The sequence below is a fragment of the Mumia sp. zg.B17 genome (assembly GCF_019550915.1).
GTDB lineage: Bacteria > Actinomycetota > Actinomycetes > Propionibacteriales > Nocardioidaceae > Mumia.
On the sequence record NZ_JAHWCI010000008.1, the window covers coordinates 222,934 to 237,232 of the forward strand.

Here is a 14,299-nt window from a genome sequence, read left to right on the forward strand (position 1 = left end):
CAGGGTCTTGCAAGGGGTCGATCAGTGGTCTGCTCTAGTGGTTGAGACCTCAGAGCGGGTCCACCCACGGATGGAGCTCGAGCGGCTGAGCGACGATTCCGAGCAGACGGACCGCATCCGCCGTGAGCCCCGGAGGAGGACTCAGGTCAGACGGACTCAGCGTTCGGGCCCGTTGACGTCAAACTCGTCCAGCTCAACTGTGTTCCCCGCTGACAGCGCCACGAGGGCAGCCGCTGCGACCGCAACCAGCACCTCGCCGCGGTCAGCGCCTTTGGGATCCTCCAGAACCACGTCGAGAGCAGACTCGAGAAGCCCGATGGTTTCGCCCTTCTCAGCGGCATCGTCCATCTCGAAACAGAAGTCCGCGACCTCGTCACTGCCGAAGATCACAGTGGCCCCTACACCCATCCGCGGCAACCCCGCGACAGGCGATGAGTCAACACGCAGCCAACGAAGCGCCCCCGTGACACGTTCAAGGAGATCGGGCCGACCTTCCAGCACCTCAAGGTGCGCCAGTCGAGGTGCCGAGACACCTGTAACAACGACATCTGCCCGTCCAGTCAGTTCGGTGAGATTTGTGAGCCCCGAAAGATCGACCGGACCCGCAGACTCGAGCTCCTGGTCAAGTTGAAGGAGCTCGAACTGACGAAACTCGTCGAGCATTGACAGGTCGACGCCAGACCCGCCCCTCAGGACCAGATCGCGCAGTGTCCGGGCGAGCGGAAGGAGCGGTTCGAGCGATGTTGCCCCCAGGGCAGCTCGAGAACAACCCCCAACCGCGAGACGAAATCTCCTTCAGCGCTTCCGGGCTCGGCCACCGCTGCCCAGCATCGAAACGCGGCCAGACCGGGTGGGACAGATACGCCTGTCTCATGAGACTGCCACCTCAGCCGAGATCAATTGACCGGATCAATATGCAATAGCGGACGCAGGGAAGAGCGATCAGGGTCCCGACGGCCGCCCCCGGTGCCGCCGTGTCACGGTCGCCGTCGTCGAGGGCGCCCTCGCGGGTCGGCTGCACGAGACCCGCTGACGAATCCGCGTCAACCCCACAACAGATCGCTGGTCGGGGCCTGATCTTCGCAACGAATGCGGCCCACTGGCGGAACGCTTGTCGACATACCTTCGAGTCACCGATGACACGGAGGTACTCGATGACGATCACCACCCGCGCTCCGCTGCCCTCGCCGGCGGAGCACGCGGTCAGCTCGAGGACGGCCGGCGAGGCCATCCCTCGCCGGTTTCTCATGTGCCGACCAGAGCACTTCGACGTGACCTATGCGATCAACCCGTGGATGGATCCCACCAAGCCGGTCGACACCGACCTGGCGGTGGCCCAGTGGGAGGTGCTGCGCGCCACTTACGAGAGCCTCGGCCACCGCGTCGAGCTGATCCAGCCGGTGGAGGGACTCCCGGACATGGTGTACGCGGCCAACGGCGGGGTGGTCTACGACGGGAAGGCCATGGCGGCCAGCTTCACGTTCGCCGAGCGTCAGCCGGAGGGTGCGGCCTATCACGCATGGTTCGACGAGGCCGGGCTCCGACCGACCATCCAGGCGGCCGCGCAGAACGAGGGCGAGGGCGACTTCCTCGTCGTCGGCCGCCTGATCCTCGCCGGCACCGGCTTCCGTACGTCAGTGGCCGCCCACCACGAGGCCCGTGAGTTCTTCGGCGCACCGGTGATCTCGCTGGAGCTGGTCGACCCCCGCTTCTATCACCTCGACACGGCCCTCGCGGCGATCGACGACCAGACGATCGCCTACTACCCGCTCGCCTTCAGCGCCGCGAGCAACGCGATCCTGCGTCAGCTGTTCCCCGACGCCATCGTCGCGACCGCGGCCGACGCCGAGGTGCTCGGCCTCAACGCCGTCTCCGACGGCTACAACGTGGTCCTGACCGACAAGGCCGTGCACCTGCACGAGCGCCTGCGGGAGAGGGGCTTCAACCCGATCGGCGTCGACCTGAGCGAGCTGCTCAAGGGCGGCGGAAGCGTGAAGTGCTGCACCTTGGAGGTACGCGCATGACCACCGTCTCGTTCGTCGACGTCCCCGGCATGCGCCGCTGGATCGCCGAGCAGGGCGCCGAGCAGATCATCGGCGACATGGTGACGGCACTGGAGGGCGACTTCCGCCGCTGGCCGCAGTTCGACAAGTCGCCCCGCCACGCCGTTCACACCCGCGAGGGCGTGATGGAGCTGATGCCGACCAGCGACGGCGACGAGTACGGCTTCAAGTACGTCAACGGGCACCCGAAGAACCCCCTGCGGGGCTTCCAGACCGTCACCGCCTTCGGTGTGCTCGCACAGGTCGACAACGGATACCCGACGTTCATCGCCGAGATGACGCTGCTCACGGCCCTCCGGACGGCGGCCACCTCGGCGATGGCGGCGCGCTGGCTCGCCCGTCGCGACGCCTCCACGATGGCGATGATCGGGACGGGGTCGCAGGCGGAGTTCCAGGCGCTCGGGTTCCGGGCGGCCCTGGGCATCGACCGGCTCCGGGTCTGGGACACCGACCCGGCCGCGATGCAGAAGCTCGTCCGCAACCTCGAGCCGCTCGGCTTCGAGGTGACAGTCGCGAGCAGCGCGGCCGACGCGGTCCTCGGCGCCGACGTGATCACCACGTGCACCGCCGACAAGACCAATGCGACCGTGCTCCGCGACGCCGACGTGGTCCCCGGGGTCCACATCAATGCGATCGGCGGTGACTGCCCGGGCAAGACCGAGCTCGACCAGGCCATCCTCGAACGCGCGTCGGTGTTCGTGGAGTATCCGGAGCAGACCCGTGTCGAGGGTGAGATCCAGGCCTTCGGTCCTGAGTTCCCGGTCACCGAGCTGTGGACGGTCGTCGCCGGAGAGGCCCTGGGTCGTACGTCGGCCGACGAGATCACCGTCTTCGACTCCGTCGGCTTTGCGATCGAGGACTTCACCGCGCTGCGCTTCGTCCGCGATGCCGTCCGCGGCACCTCGTACGAGGCGGCGCTCGACCTCGTCGCCGAGCCGAGCGATCCCAAGGACCTCTTCGCGATGGTGACGCCGGCGCAGGTGCGCGAGCCGGTCGCCGCCGTGCACTGAGGCGACGGTGGCGTCAGCGCGGCGACTCGGCGGCGTACGCGAGGGCACGCCGGCACGAGGCGATGCCAGGACTCGACGCCGCCGAGAGCCGCGCGGACGTGAAGATCGAGCGTTGCGGGTCGTCCGGAAGGGGGCACAGCCGCGCCGGTGCGGGCAGCCCCTTCCAGAGGATGTCGGGGAGCAGGGCGACCGCGTGACCGGACTGCACCAGCCGCAGGTGCGCCTGGAGATCGGCGGTCTCGAACCGTACGTCGGGCTCGAAGCCCGCACGTCGGCACGCCTGCTCGGCCCAGTGCCGCGACGCCGCTCCGACGGGCTCCATCACCCACGGCACGTGCGCCGCGTCCTCGATGCGCTCGATCCGGCGGTGCTCGGCAGCATCGGGCGAGACGGCGAGCCAGAGCGTGTCGGTCGTGAGCGGCAGCCGGTCGAGGCCCGGATGGCGCGGTGCAGCGTGGTGCGGGTACTCCTCGGCGACGACCAGGTCGAAGTCACGTGCCCAGGTCTCCGCGAGAGCGGTCTCGGGCTCCCGCTGGACGACCGTGACGCGGAGATCGGAGTGCTCGGCGTCCAGCCACGTGAGGGCCGCGGGAAGCAGGGCGAGCGCCGCGGACTGGAAGACGGCCACCCGCACCGAGCCGGACGGGCGCTCGAGGGAGGCCGCGACATCGGACTCCGCCCGCTCCAGCCGCGCGAGCATCGCCTCGGTGTGCTCGACGAGGATCTCGGCCTGCGGCGTCAGGCGCACGCCGCGACCGGACTTGAAGAGCAGCGGGACGCCGACCTCGCGCTCGAGCTGGGTCAGCTGCTGGGAGACCGACGAAGGGCTCTGGTGCAGCGCCTCGGCGACGCGGGCGAGGGTCCCGCGCAGGGCCAGCTCCCGGAGGAGACGGAGCCGCCGAACCTCGAGCACGACGCCCGCCTTTCATCAGAGATCCTGACGGATCATCATCAACAATCGTTACTTTACCTAACGACACCCCGAGCGCACACTGAACACGACACGCTCGACGACCCTGGGACGGCGAAACCTCATGACCTCGACCACTGAGACTGACGCTCTCGCCACCGACCTCTCCGACGAGGTCGAGTCGCTCGTACGGCAGTGGCTGGACACCGCGAGGGACATCCCGGCCGACCGGTCCGCCGAGCAGCTCGCGGCCGTGCTGAAGGACCCCAAGGGCCTGCCGTTCGCCGTCGGCTTCGTCGACGGCGTGATCCGGCCCGAAGACCCTCGCGTGGCCGCGCAGGCCTTCGCCGACCTCGCGGGCGACCTGCCGCGCTTCCTTCCCCTGCACCTGCGCACAGCGGTCAAGGCGGGTGCCGTCGCGGCGCGGGTCGCCCCCGGGCTGGTGATCCCGGTCGTCCGCCGCGTCCTGCGCGCGATGGTCGGCCATCTCGTCGTCGACGCCTCCGACCGCCGGCTCGGCCCGGCCATCTCCCGGATCCGCAGCCGTGGAGTGCGGCTCAACGTGAACCTCCTCGGCGAGGCGGTCCTCGGCGAGCGCGAGGCAGCCCGTCGACTGGACGGGACGCACCGTCTCCTGGCCCGCGACGACGTCGACTACGTGTCGATCAAGGTCTCCTCGACGGTGGCGCCGCACTCCCCGTTCGCGTTCGACGAGACGGTCGACCACGTCGTCGAACAGCTCCGTCCCCTCTACCGGCGTGCCGCCGCGGCGTCCCCGCAGAAGTTCATCAACCTCGACATGGAGGAGTACCGTGACCTCGACCTGACGGTCGCCGTCTTCACCCGCCTCCTCGACGAGCCCGAGCTGCTGGACCTCGAGGGCGGGATCGTGCTCCAGGCCTACCTGCCCGACACGCTCGCGACCATGGCGCACCTCCAGGACTGGGCCGCGGCTCGGCGAGCGCGCGGTGGTGCGGGCATCAAGGTCAGGCTCGTCAAGGGAGCGAACCTCCCGATGGAGACCGTCGAGGCGTCCGTACGCGACTGGCCGCTCGCGACCTGGGGCTCCAAGCAGGAGACCGACACGCACTACAAGCGGATCCTCGACTACGCCCTCCACCCCGACCGCATCGCGAACGTCCGGCTCGGTGTGGCCGGGCACAACCTGTTCGACATCGCGTTCGCGTGGCTGCTCGCCGGTCGTCGCGGCGTCCGTGACGGCGTCGACTTCGAGATGCTGCTCGGCATGGCCCAGGGCCAGGCCGAGGCCGTCCGCCGTACCGTCGGTGACCTGCTCCTCTACACGCCGGTGGTACGCGCCTCAGAGTTCGACACGGCGATCGCGTACCTGGTGCGGCGCCTCGAGGAGGGCGCGAGCCAGGAGAACTTCATGTCCGCGGTGTTCGACCTGGACAGCGACGAACGGCTCTTCGCGCGTGAGCGGGCGCGGTTCCTCGCCTCGCTCCGGGCGCTCGACGCGACGGTCCCGGAGCCGAACCGCCGTCAGGACCGCCGTACCGACAGCGTCCCCGTACCGCCCGCCGGCTTCGAGAACACCCCTGACACCGACCCTGCGCTCCCTGGCAACCGCAAGTGGGCACGCGACATCCTCGACCGTGCCACCACGACCACCCGCGGCGAGGACCTCGTCCGCGACCACACGGTGACGTCGCCGGAGGCGCTGGAGAGCATCGTCGCCGCGGCCGTCGGCGCGCAGCCGGCGTGGTCCTCGCTCGGCGGCGACGGACGTGCGGAGGTGCTGCGGCAGGCCGCTGCCGAGCTCGAGCGCCGTCGCGCCGACCTCGTCGAGGTGATGGCGGCCGAGTGCGGCAAGACGATCGACCAGGCAGACCCGGAGGTGTCGGAGGCGATCGACTTCGCCCGGTTCTATGCCGAGTCGGCCGCGATGCTCGACCGTACCGATGGTGCCCGGCCGGTGCCTGTGCGCCTCACCGTCGTCACGCCCCCGTGGAACTTCCCCGTCGCCATCCCCGCGGGGTCGATGCTCGCGGCTCTCGCGTCGGGCTCGTCGGTGGTCGTGAAGCCGGCACCCCAGGCCCAGCGGTGCGGGTCACTGGTCGTCGAGGCGCTGTGGGCCGCCGGGGTCCCCCGTGACGTCCTCCACCTCGCCCACGTCGAGGAGTCCGACCTGGGGCGGCGCCTCGTCTCGGACCCGCGGGTGGACCGGCTCATCCTCACCGGTGCGTACGAGACGGCCGAGCTGTTCCGGACGTTCCGGCCCGACCTGCCGCTGCTCGCCGAGACGAGCGGCAAGAACGCGATCATCGTCACCCCGAGCGCCGACCTCGACCTCGCGGTCAAGGACCTGGTCGCCTCGGCGTTCGGGCACGCCGGACAGAAGTGCTCAGCGGCCTCGCTGGCCATCCTGGTCGGTCCGATCGCCACCTCACGCCGGTTCCGCGACCAGCTCGCCGACACCGTCCGCTCCCTCAAGGTCGGCTACCCCACCGACGCCACCAGCCAGGTCGGCCCGGTGATCGAGCCGGTCCACGGCAAGCTTCGTGACGCGCTCACCTCGCTCGAGACCGGTGAGTCGTGGCTCGTCGAGCCCCATCAGCTCGACGCCGACCAGCCCGACGGCGGTGGCCGGCTCTGGTCGCCGGGAGTGAAGGTCGGCGTCGCGCCGGGCTCACAGACCCATCTGGTCGAGTTCTTCGGGCCGGTCCTCGGCATCATGACGGCTGCGACGCTCGAGGAGGCGATCGCTCTGCAGAACGCCCCCTCGTACGGCCTCACCGCGGGCATCCACTCGCTCGACCCGCACGAGATCGCCACCTGGGTCGACGGTGTGCAGGCCGGAAACCTCTACGTCAACCGCGGCATCACCGGCGCGATCGTACGGCGACAGCCGTTCGGCGGCTGGAAGCGCTCGGCGGTCGGTGCCGGGACGAAGGCCGGCGGCCCGAGCTACCTCCACGGGCTCGTCGACTGGGAGCCGGCCGAGGCCACGGCGACCGACCCCGTGCTCGACGTGCAGCGGCCGTTCCTCGAGTCGGCCGGCGCCGCGGGTGCCGCTGTGCACGACCTCCGCACGCTCGAGCGTGCGCTGCGCAGCGACGCAGCCGCGTGGCGTACCGAGCTCGGGAGCCCGACCGATGTCACCGGCATCCCGTTCGAGCGCAACGTCCTGCGCCACCTGCCCGTGCCCGTCACCGTGCGCTACGACGGGTCGCGGCCGTTGGTCGAGCTGATCCGTGTCGTCGCCGCGGGCGCCCTGACCGGGTCGACCATCTCGGCCAGCTCCGCTGTGCCGCTGCCGGACGCCGTACGCGCCGCGTTCGGACGTGCACGAGCCTCGGTCGTCGTGGAGCCGGAGGACGCGTGGTTCGCGCGTGCCGCCGAGCTCCCGTCCGGGCGGGTCCGGCTCGTCGGTGGCGACGCGGCAGCCCTGGCGCGGGCGACGGGCGGTCGACCGGACCTCGCCGTCTACGGGCACGCGGTGACCGAGGCGGGGCGGGTCGAGCTGCTGCCGTTCCTGCACGAGCAGGCCGTGAGCATGACCGCCCACCGGTTCGGCACGCTCGACGGACTGACGGAGCAGGTGCTGCCGACGGTGTAGGGCGCCCGCGCCCCAGTGCGCGGGTACCGTCGAGAGATGCGTCGACTCGTCGTCCTGCTCGCAGGAGGCGCCGGCCTGGTCGTCACCGGGTGCGGTGTCTCCCAGGAGACGCGCACGCCGTCGCCACCACAGAGTGCCCCCTCTTCGACGACCGAGCGAGCAACGTCGCCTGCGACGCCGCCCGTAGCGCCGACCGAGCCCGTCGAGGCCAGACCTGCGACGCCTGCGAACCCTCCCCGCGACGCCGTCCTCTCGATACCCGCGATCGGCGTCGACGGTCTCCGTGTCGTCGCGTACCGGGGTCGGACCGACGACGCCGCCGGGACCCGCATCCAGAACCGCGGTCGCGCGGCGAGTCCGCACGGGCCTCGCGGCGGCGCCGGCCCCGGCGGTGTGGGCAACTACCAGGTCACCGCGCACCGGTTGTCGTCGACGCGCGCCTTCCTCGACCTTCCGGACCTGGATCGCGGTGACCGGGTGCACGTGACCGCCGGCGGGACCCGATGGACGTACGAGATCGTCCGCACCCGCTCGACGTCCTTCCGCTCCGCCCGCTCCCTCGCCGAGCAGCGGGCAGCCGTCCCCGGGCAACCCGGTCGTGAGCCGCGCCGTGCTTTCATCACGCTGTCGACCTGCGCGACGCCAGAGGACCACGCGCAGGGCAACTACTGGTCCGACGCCTTCGACAACCCCGAGCACCGCATCGACAAGATCGGCGTGCTCGTCCGCACCTCGGCCTCCTGAGCTCACCGGCGCGGCATCAAGCGGCGGGCTCCGTCCTCAGCGCAGCACGATCACCAGCACGCCGACCCCGAGCACCAGGTCGAGCGTCCCGCACCACTCCGCGAAGGGCCTGCTGACGACGGCATCCTCGTGCCAGTGGACGGCGTCCCAGGCGGCGTGCCCGATCAGCCCGACCCCGGCGACGGTGCCGGCGAGCACCGGGCTGGCGTACGCGCCGACGAGCCCAGCGACGAGGAACACCGCGGTGAGGTACGGACGACCCACTGGCAGTTCGCCGCACGACTGGCGCGGCACCATCCGTCCGTCGTCGTCGATGCGGAGCCCATCTTCATCCGCGACGGATCCATCGCCACCGCTGCCGGAGTCACCAGCGCACCCGACCTGACGCTGGCGTTCATCGAGGAGGACCACGGCGCTGAGCTCGCTCGGCAGGTCGCGCGCTACCTGGTCACGTATCTGCAGCGTCCCGGTAGCCAGGCGCAGATGAGCATCCACACCTCTGCGCCGGCACCCGACAGTCCGGTCCTCCGCCGTGTCACCGCGTACGTGACTACCGATCCGGCCGCTCCAGCCGACAGCACGGCGCTCGCCGACGTGGCGGGCGTGAGCGTGCGACACCTCGCTCGGGTGTTCGCCTCGGAGCTGGGGACGACACCCGCACGCTATGTCCGTACGGTGCGGCTGGAGGCCGCATCGCACCTGCTCGAAGAGACGTCCGAGCCGCTCTCGGTCGTCGCCCGACGGTGCGGCTTCGGCTCGGCGGAGATGCTGCGGCAGTCGTTCGTACGCCACTACGGGACGACGCCGTCGGCCTACCGCCGTGCGCACGCACGGGCGCATGCCTGAGCGCACGGCGGCAAAGCGTACGGAATGCGGGCGACCCCGACGGACGCATGACCTATCGTCGTCCGGTGACCGCGACCCTCGACCCGACCCTGCGTCGCGCCCGCACCGCCGTGGCCGTGCTGTTCCTCACGAACGGGGCGATCTTCGCGAACGTGCTCCCGCGCTATCCCGGCGTCAAAGACGACCTCGAGCTCACGAACGCCTCGTACGGCTTCGCGATCGCCGCCCTGCCCGTGGGCTCGCTGGTGGCGGGCCTGGCGGCCGGCGTGCTGATCCGCCGCTTCCGGTCGTCCCGGGTCGCCGTCGTCGGCACCATCCTCACCGGGATCGGCGCGTTCGGGATCGGTCTCGCCCCCACCCTCGCGTCGTTCGCGACAGCGCTGTTCCTCCTCGGGGCGATGGATGCCATCACCGACGTGGCGCAGAACGCGCACGGGCTGCGGGTGCAACGGCGTTACGGCCGCTCGATCCTGAACTCCTTCCACGCGGTGTGGTCCGCGGGCGCGGTGCTCGGCGGCCTCATGGGTGCCGGGGCGGTCGCGCTGGGCCTCTCGCGCGCGGTGCACCTCGGGCTGTCCTCCGCGCTGTTCGCCCTCGTCGCGGTCGCGGCGTTCCCCTTCCTCCTCCGCGGCCCGGAGGCGGACCCTCTCGAGCCCACCGAGGCGGGCGCCGCCTCCGCGGCGCGACGCCTCTCCCGCGGGGGCGGCCCCACTCCCCGCACGCTCTTGGTGCTCGGCGCGCTCGTCCTCCTCGGCGTCGCGGACGCCCTCGTCGAGGACGCGGGCAGCACGTGGGCCGCGGTCTACCTGAGCGACTCGCTCGGAGCCCCCGGGTCGATCGCGGCGTTCGGGTACGTCGCGCTGGTCGGCGCACAGTTCGTCGGCCGTGTGCTCGGCGACCGTCTCGTCGACAGGTTCGGGCAGCGTGCCGTCGTGCGGGTCGGAGGCCTCATCACCACCGTGGGCATGGGCGCTGCTCTGGCGCTCCCCACCGTGCCGGGGACCATCGCAGGCTTCGCAGCGGCCGGCTTCGGTGTCGCCACCGTGTTCCCGGCGGCGATGCACGGTGCCGACGAGCTGCCGGGGTTCAAGCCCGGCACCGGTCTCACGCTGCTGACGTGGTTGATGCGGATCGGCTTCCTGGTGTCGCCGCCGCTCGTCGGTCTCATCGCCGACGCCACCAGCCTGCGTGTCGGTCTGCTCGTCGTCCCGCTCGCGGGCATCACCCTGCTGGCGCTTGCAGGCGTGCTCGACGGACGTCGCCGCCCTCAGTCAGGGTCGTAGTTGAGGTCGTCAAGGAGGGCATTGAACGTCGCCTCCTTGTCGGGGCAGTAGACGTCCACGACGACGCGGTCATAGTCCACGAGCTCCTTCACGTGCTCGCTCGGCATCCGGTGCGTCCGCGTCCACGCCCACGGCAGCGCGACGTCGTCCGGCTGGTCGTCCAGCGCCGCGCAGACCGCACCGCCATCGTCGCCGTAGAGCGACTTGGCCAGCTCGGGCGTCATCTCCGGCGCCACCCCCGAGTCGACGGCAGCCTTGGTGAAGTCAGAGGCCAACCCGTCCGCCGTGTCCTCGTTCGTCGACCCGCACCCCGCGGCCAGTCCCACGACGGCGACCAGCAGCGCGCCTCTCCTCAGCAGATCACGCATGGCTGTCCCCTCCCGCCGTGGCCTGCCCCTTCTCATGCTCGTCGCGCTGATCCCAGGCAGGTTTTCGGAACGCGTAGAAGAGCAGCGGCGGGACGCCCAGGACGATGATCACGGCGCCCATCACCCACGGGTATGCGCTGGACGGGATCCCCGCCAGGCCGGACGGCGGGATGAATCCCAGCAGGAATGCCGCCAAAGACGCGAAGAACCCGACCCCCGCGACCAGCGGCATGAGCGGCACCCGGTAGTCGCGCTTGACGTTCGGTGCCTTCTTCCGCAGCGTGATCGCGGAGGCGAACATCAGCATGTACATGATCAAGTAGAGCGCCGCTGCCATGTCGACCAGCGTGAAGAACGCCGCGCTGACGTTGGGGATCACCACGAACAGCCCGGCGAGGATCGTCACGATCACGCCCTGTGAGATGAGGATCCCGATCTGCACGCCGGCCTTGTTCTCCTTCTGGAGCCACGGTGGCAGCAAGCCCGTCCGACCGGCTGCGAGCAGCCCTTTGCTCGGACCGGCGATCCACGTGACGACCGATGCGAGCGCACCCAGTGCGATCGCCGCGGAGATGATCGCGGTCGCCCAGCCGATGCTCCAGTGGTCGAAGTACGCCTGGAACGCGATGTTGATCCCGGTTGTCAGCCCGAGCTGGCTCTTCGGGACGACGAAAGCGATGGCGAGGGTCGGCAGGATGAAGACGAGAAGGATCAGACCGGCCGCGATGAAGATCGACCGCGGATACTCCTTGCCCGGTCGCTTCATGTCGTTCGCATGGACGGCGTTGACCTCCATGCCCGCGTAGGCGAGGAAGTTGCTGACGATCAGCACGATGCTCGCGAGACCGGTGAACGGCGGGATGACGTCGCTCGTCTCCATCGGGACCTGGCTCTTGTTGCCGGCGATCAGCCACACCGCCCCGAGCACGATGAGGATGACCCCGGGGATCAGGGTGCCGATGAGTCCACCCCATGAGCCGACCTTCGCGAAGAGCCCGCCTCCACGAAGGTTCAGCAGGGTGCAGATCCAGTAGAAGACGACGATGACGATCGCCGTGTAGATGCCGGAGTTGGCCAGGTCGTTGTCTCCGAACACGAACGCGATGCTGGCGGCGATGAAAGCGAGCTGGACGGGGTACCAGACGACGTTCTGGACCCACTGGAGCCAGATCGCCTGGAAGCCCCACCTGTTGCCGAACGCCTCGCGCACCCATGCGTAGACCCCGCCGCGCCACCCGGTGGCCAGCTCTGCCGCCACCAGCGCGGTCGGCACCAGGAACAGCAGCGCAGGGATCAGGTAGAGCGTGATGCTTCCCAGCCCGTACCCCGACATCGCCGGCAGGCTGCGCAGGCTGGCGACGGCGACGACCGTCAAGATCGAGACCTGGAACATCGAGAGGTAGACCTTGGCGGCCCTCTGCCCGGGCGTGCTTCGCGTGTCGCTCATCATGCCCCTCAGTGGTGGAACTGCTGCTTCGACACAGCGTGGGGGATCGGGGCGGGCAGGCTGTCGAGGTCCTTGGTGGCCGAGGCGATGTCACCGAGCAGCTTGTCTGCCAGGTCGATGCTCAGCCCGTTGCGGACGACGATGCGCTGGACGGTGAGGTCGGACAGGTTGTCGGGCATCGGGTACGCCGGCACCTGCCACCCGTACGTGCGCAAGCGGTCCGACAGGTCGTACAGCGTCCAGTTGTCGGTGTGGCCCTCCCTGAGCCGCCACGCGAAGACGGGGATGTCGCTGCCGTCGTTCCACAGCTCGAACGCGCCGTGCTGCGCGATCCCCTCGGCGAGGTGCTTCGCGGTGTCCTGCGAGGCTTGCTGCACGGCCGTGTAGCCGTTGCGGCCCAGGCGCAGGAAGTTGAAGTACTGCAGGAGGACCTGCGCACCCGGACGTGAGAAGTTCAGCGCGAACGTCGGCATATCGCCGCCGAGATAGCTCACGTAGAAGATCAAGTCGTCGGGCAGGAGGTCGCGCGAGCGCCAGACGACCCAGCCGAGCCCCGGGTAGACGAGACCGTACTTGTGACCCGAGGTGTTGATCGAGTGCACCCGGTCGACGCGGAAGTCCCACTGGAGATCCTCCTGCAGGAACGGGGCGATCATCCCGCCGGAGGCGCCGTCCACGTGGATAGGGACGTCGAGACCGGTGCTCTTCTGGATCTCGTCGAGCGCCGCCGCGACCTTCGTCACCGGCTCGTACATGCCCGTGTACGTGACACCCATGATGACGACCACGCCGATCGTGTTCTCGTCGACGTACTTGTCGAGGTCGTGTCCGTCGAGGGTCTTGTGCTCCTCGGAGATCGGGACGTAGCGCGCCTCGACGTCCCAGTAGTTGCAGAACTTCTCCCACACCACCTGGACCGCCGAGCTCATCACGAGATTCGGCGTAGCAGCCGGCTTGCCCGCGGCCTTGCGAGCGTTCTGCCAGCGCCGCTTGAACGCCAGACCGGCGAGCATGCAGGCCTCGGACGAGCCGATCGTGGAGGTGCCGATCGAGTTGGCGGGGTCAGGCGCGTTCCACAGGTCGGCGACCATCCGCCAGCAGCGTTCCTCGATCGCCGCGGTCGCCGGGTACTCGTCCTTGTCGATCATGTTCTTGTCGAACGTCTCCGAGTACAGCTTCTCGGCGTACGGGCCCATCCAGGTGCCCACGAACGTCGCCAGGTTGAGTCGTGCGTTGCCGTCGAGCATGACCTCGTCGTGCACGATCTGATAAGCCGTCTCCGGAAGCATCGGGTCGTCCTGCAGCGCCGTGCGGGAGTAGGTCGTCTGCTCCCCCGGACGTGCGAACAACGGGTTGACCTCGCGGGTTCCCACCTCTGGTTCTGCCATCATTCCTCCAGACTGCGCGCTGAACTCAGCGCAACGAAACCGGACCCGGGGGAGGCACTTCGTCGAAGCGGTCGCTCTACGGTCCTAACACAGCCCTTCGCACAGTGCAGCCTGGAAGTCAGGCGCGTCGGCGAGCCAGCACGTACGCCTGGCGAGTGCGCTCGCCTGCCTCGACATCGGCGGCACGGACCGTGGTCGCATCAACGTCGAGACCGTGGCTGTCCAGCAGCTTGCCGAATGCGGCCGGGTCTGGCCGGTGGAACTCCAGCGACACCGCGATGTCCCTGAGCTGGTTCGGACGGAAGGTCTCGGCATCGGTCTGGAACGCAGCGAGCAGCCAGCCGCCGGGCTCGAGCACTCGAACGAGCTCCGCGACAGCACCGGGCAGCGCCTCAGGCGGGACATGGATCAGCGAGTACCAGGCGACCACACCGACGTACGACTCGTCGTCGAAGCGCAGGTCCGTCAGCGACCCGACCTCGAAGCGCAGCCCGCGTCGAGCACACGCCCGCGCCCCGCGACGTGTCGGGCGAACACGCCGAGCACGGCGTCGTCCCACGGACTGGTCGCCAGCTCGCGGACCCACGTCGCATACTCGTCGGCGAGCGCGTCGTACGAGGTCCGCGTGCGGGTGAGGAAGTCGGGTTCGGCCACCTTGGG

Annotated in this window: 14 protein-coding genes; 6 read left to right on the forward strand and 8 right to left on the reverse strand. The window is 69.8% G+C overall.

The annotated features are described in order from the left end of the window. Positions 1–156 precede the first annotated feature (156 nt). Positions 157–663 carry a hypothetical protein gene (locus KV097_RS14310; RefSeq protein WP_220366248.1) on the reverse strand — a complete coding sequence of 169 codons (507 nt, stop codon included), beginning with the start codon at positions 661–663 and terminating at the stop codon, positions 157–159. Between the two features lie 491 nt (positions 664–1,154). Here KV097_RS14310 and ddaH point away from each other — a divergent pair, with 491 nt between their 5' ends. After that, positions 1,155–2,024 (forward strand): dimethylargininase, encoded by an 870-nt coding sequence (gene ddaH / locus KV097_RS14315; RefSeq protein ID WP_255559646.1) that lies wholly within the window; start codon positions 1,155–1,157, stop codon positions 2,022–2,024. Continuing rightward, positions 2,021–3,073: an ornithine cyclodeaminase gene (locus KV097_RS14320; RefSeq protein ID WP_220366249.1), complete on the forward strand. Its 1,053-nt coding sequence runs from the start codon at positions 2,021–2,023 to the stop codon at positions 3,071–3,073. The genes ddaH and KV097_RS14320 overlap by 4 nt, the downstream gene beginning before the upstream one ends. A gap of 13 nt (positions 3,074–3,086) precedes the next feature. Here KV097_RS14320 and KV097_RS14325 read toward each other — a convergent pair whose 3' ends face one another. Continuing rightward, positions 3,087–3,986, reverse strand: coding sequence for a LysR family transcriptional regulator (locus KV097_RS14325; RefSeq protein ID WP_220346079.1), 900 nt, complete (start codon positions 3,984–3,986; stop codon positions 3,087–3,089). A gap of 121 nt (positions 3,987–4,107) precedes the next feature. Here KV097_RS14325 and KV097_RS14330 point away from each other — a divergent pair, with 121 nt between their 5' ends. Next, entirely contained in the window at positions 4,108–7,563 is a 3,456-nt protein-coding gene (locus KV097_RS14330) for a bifunctional proline dehydrogenase/L-glutamate gamma-semialdehyde dehydrogenase (protein ID WP_220366250.1), read from the forward strand. A 36-nt stretch (positions 7,564–7,599) separates the two neighbouring features. After that, complete coding sequence (locus KV097_RS14335; RefSeq protein ID WP_220343425.1) at positions 7,600–8,307, forward strand: sortase domain-bontaining protein; 708 nt, start codon at positions 7,600–7,602, stop codon at positions 8,305–8,307. 36 nt (positions 8,308–8,343) lie between these two features. Here KV097_RS14335 and KV097_RS14340 read toward each other — a convergent pair whose 3' ends face one another. After that, positions 8,344–8,505 carry a hypothetical protein gene (locus tag KV097_RS14340; protein ID WP_220346076.1) on the reverse strand — a complete coding sequence of 54 codons (162 nt, stop codon included), beginning with the start codon at positions 8,503–8,505 and terminating at the stop codon, positions 8,344–8,346. On the opposite strand from KV097_RS14340, the gene KV097_RS19815 reads away from it, so the two are divergent. Together KV097_RS19815 and KV097_RS14350 are read left to right on the forward strand one after the other, a co-directional pair. Next, positions 8,464–9,153 carry a GlxA family transcriptional regulator gene (locus tag KV097_RS19815; protein ID WP_220346075.1) on the forward strand — a complete coding sequence of 230 codons (690 nt, stop codon included), beginning with the start codon at positions 8,464–8,466 and terminating at the stop codon, positions 9,151–9,153. The two genes, KV097_RS14340 and KV097_RS19815, sit on opposite strands and share 42 nt — an antisense overlap. A 65-nt stretch (positions 9,154–9,218) precedes the next feature. After that, a complete protein-coding gene (locus tag KV097_RS14350; RefSeq protein WP_220366251.1) occupies positions 9,219–10,436 on the forward strand; it encodes an MFS transporter in 1,218 nt (405 codons plus the stop codon). Here the strand turns inward: KV097_RS14350 and KV097_RS14355 are convergent. From KV097_RS14355 to KV097_RS14375, 5 genes are all read right to left on the reverse strand, one after another. Beyond that, positions 10,421–10,804: a hypothetical protein gene (locus tag KV097_RS14355; RefSeq protein ID WP_220343421.1), complete on the reverse strand. Its 384-nt coding sequence runs from the start codon at positions 10,802–10,804 to the stop codon at positions 10,421–10,423. The genes KV097_RS14350 and KV097_RS14355 overlap by 16 nt on opposite strands. After that, complete coding sequence (locus tag KV097_RS14360) at positions 10,797–12,251, reverse strand: amino acid permease (protein WP_255559648.1); 1,455 nt, start codon at positions 12,249–12,251, stop codon at positions 10,797–10,799. The genes KV097_RS14355 and KV097_RS14360 overlap by 8 nt, the downstream gene beginning before the upstream one ends. An 8-nt stretch (positions 12,252–12,259) precedes the next feature. Then, positions 12,260–13,639, reverse strand: a complete 1,380-nt coding sequence (locus KV097_RS14365; RefSeq protein ID WP_255559649.1) for a glutamate decarboxylase — start codon at positions 13,637–13,639, stop codon at positions 12,260–12,262. A 118-nt stretch (positions 13,640–13,757) separates the two neighbouring features. Further along, positions 13,758–14,129: a methyltransferase domain-containing protein gene (locus tag KV097_RS14370; protein WP_308289476.1), complete on the reverse strand. Its 372-nt coding sequence runs from the start codon at positions 14,127–14,129 to the stop codon at positions 13,758–13,760. After that, positions 14,105–14,293: a hypothetical protein gene (locus tag KV097_RS14375; RefSeq protein WP_220366253.1), complete on the reverse strand. Its 189-nt coding sequence runs from the start codon at positions 14,291–14,293 to the stop codon at positions 14,105–14,107. The genes KV097_RS14370 and KV097_RS14375 overlap by 25 nt, the downstream gene beginning before the upstream one ends. Between the last annotated feature and the right edge of the window lie 6 nt (positions 14,294–14,299).

Bases quoted from the DNA above. Each gene is read 5' to 3' on its own strand.
- KV097_RS14310 (WP_220366248.1), bottom strand. From the start codon at position 663: ATGCTCGACGAGTTTCGTCAGTTCGAGCTCCTTCAACTTGACCAGGAG.
- KV097_RS14330 (WP_220366250.1), top strand. From the start codon at position 4,108: ATGACCTCGACCACTGAGACTGACGCTCTCGCCACCGACCTCTCCGAC.
- KV097_RS14355 (WP_220343421.1), bottom strand. From the start codon at position 10,804: ATGCGTGATCTGCTGAGGAGAGGCGCGCTGCTGGTCGCCGTCGTGGGA.
- KV097_RS14335 (WP_220343425.1), top strand. From the start codon at position 7,600: ATGCGTCGACTCGTCGTCCTGCTCGCAGGAGGCGCCGGCCTGGTCGTC.
- KV097_RS14360 (WP_255559648.1), bottom strand. From the start codon at position 12,251: ATGAGCGACACGCGAAGCACGCCCGGGCAGAGGGCCGCCAAGGTCTAC.
- ddaH (WP_255559646.1), top strand. From the start codon at position 1,155: ATGACGATCACCACCCGCGCTCCGCTGCCCTCGCCGGCGGAGCACGCG.
- KV097_RS14365 (WP_255559649.1), bottom strand. From the start codon at position 13,639: ATGGCAGAACCAGAGGTGGGAACCCGCGAGGTCAACCCGTTGTTCGCA.
- KV097_RS14320 (WP_220366249.1), top strand. From the start codon at position 2,021: ATGACCACCGTCTCGTTCGTCGACGTCCCCGGCATGCGCCGCTGGATC.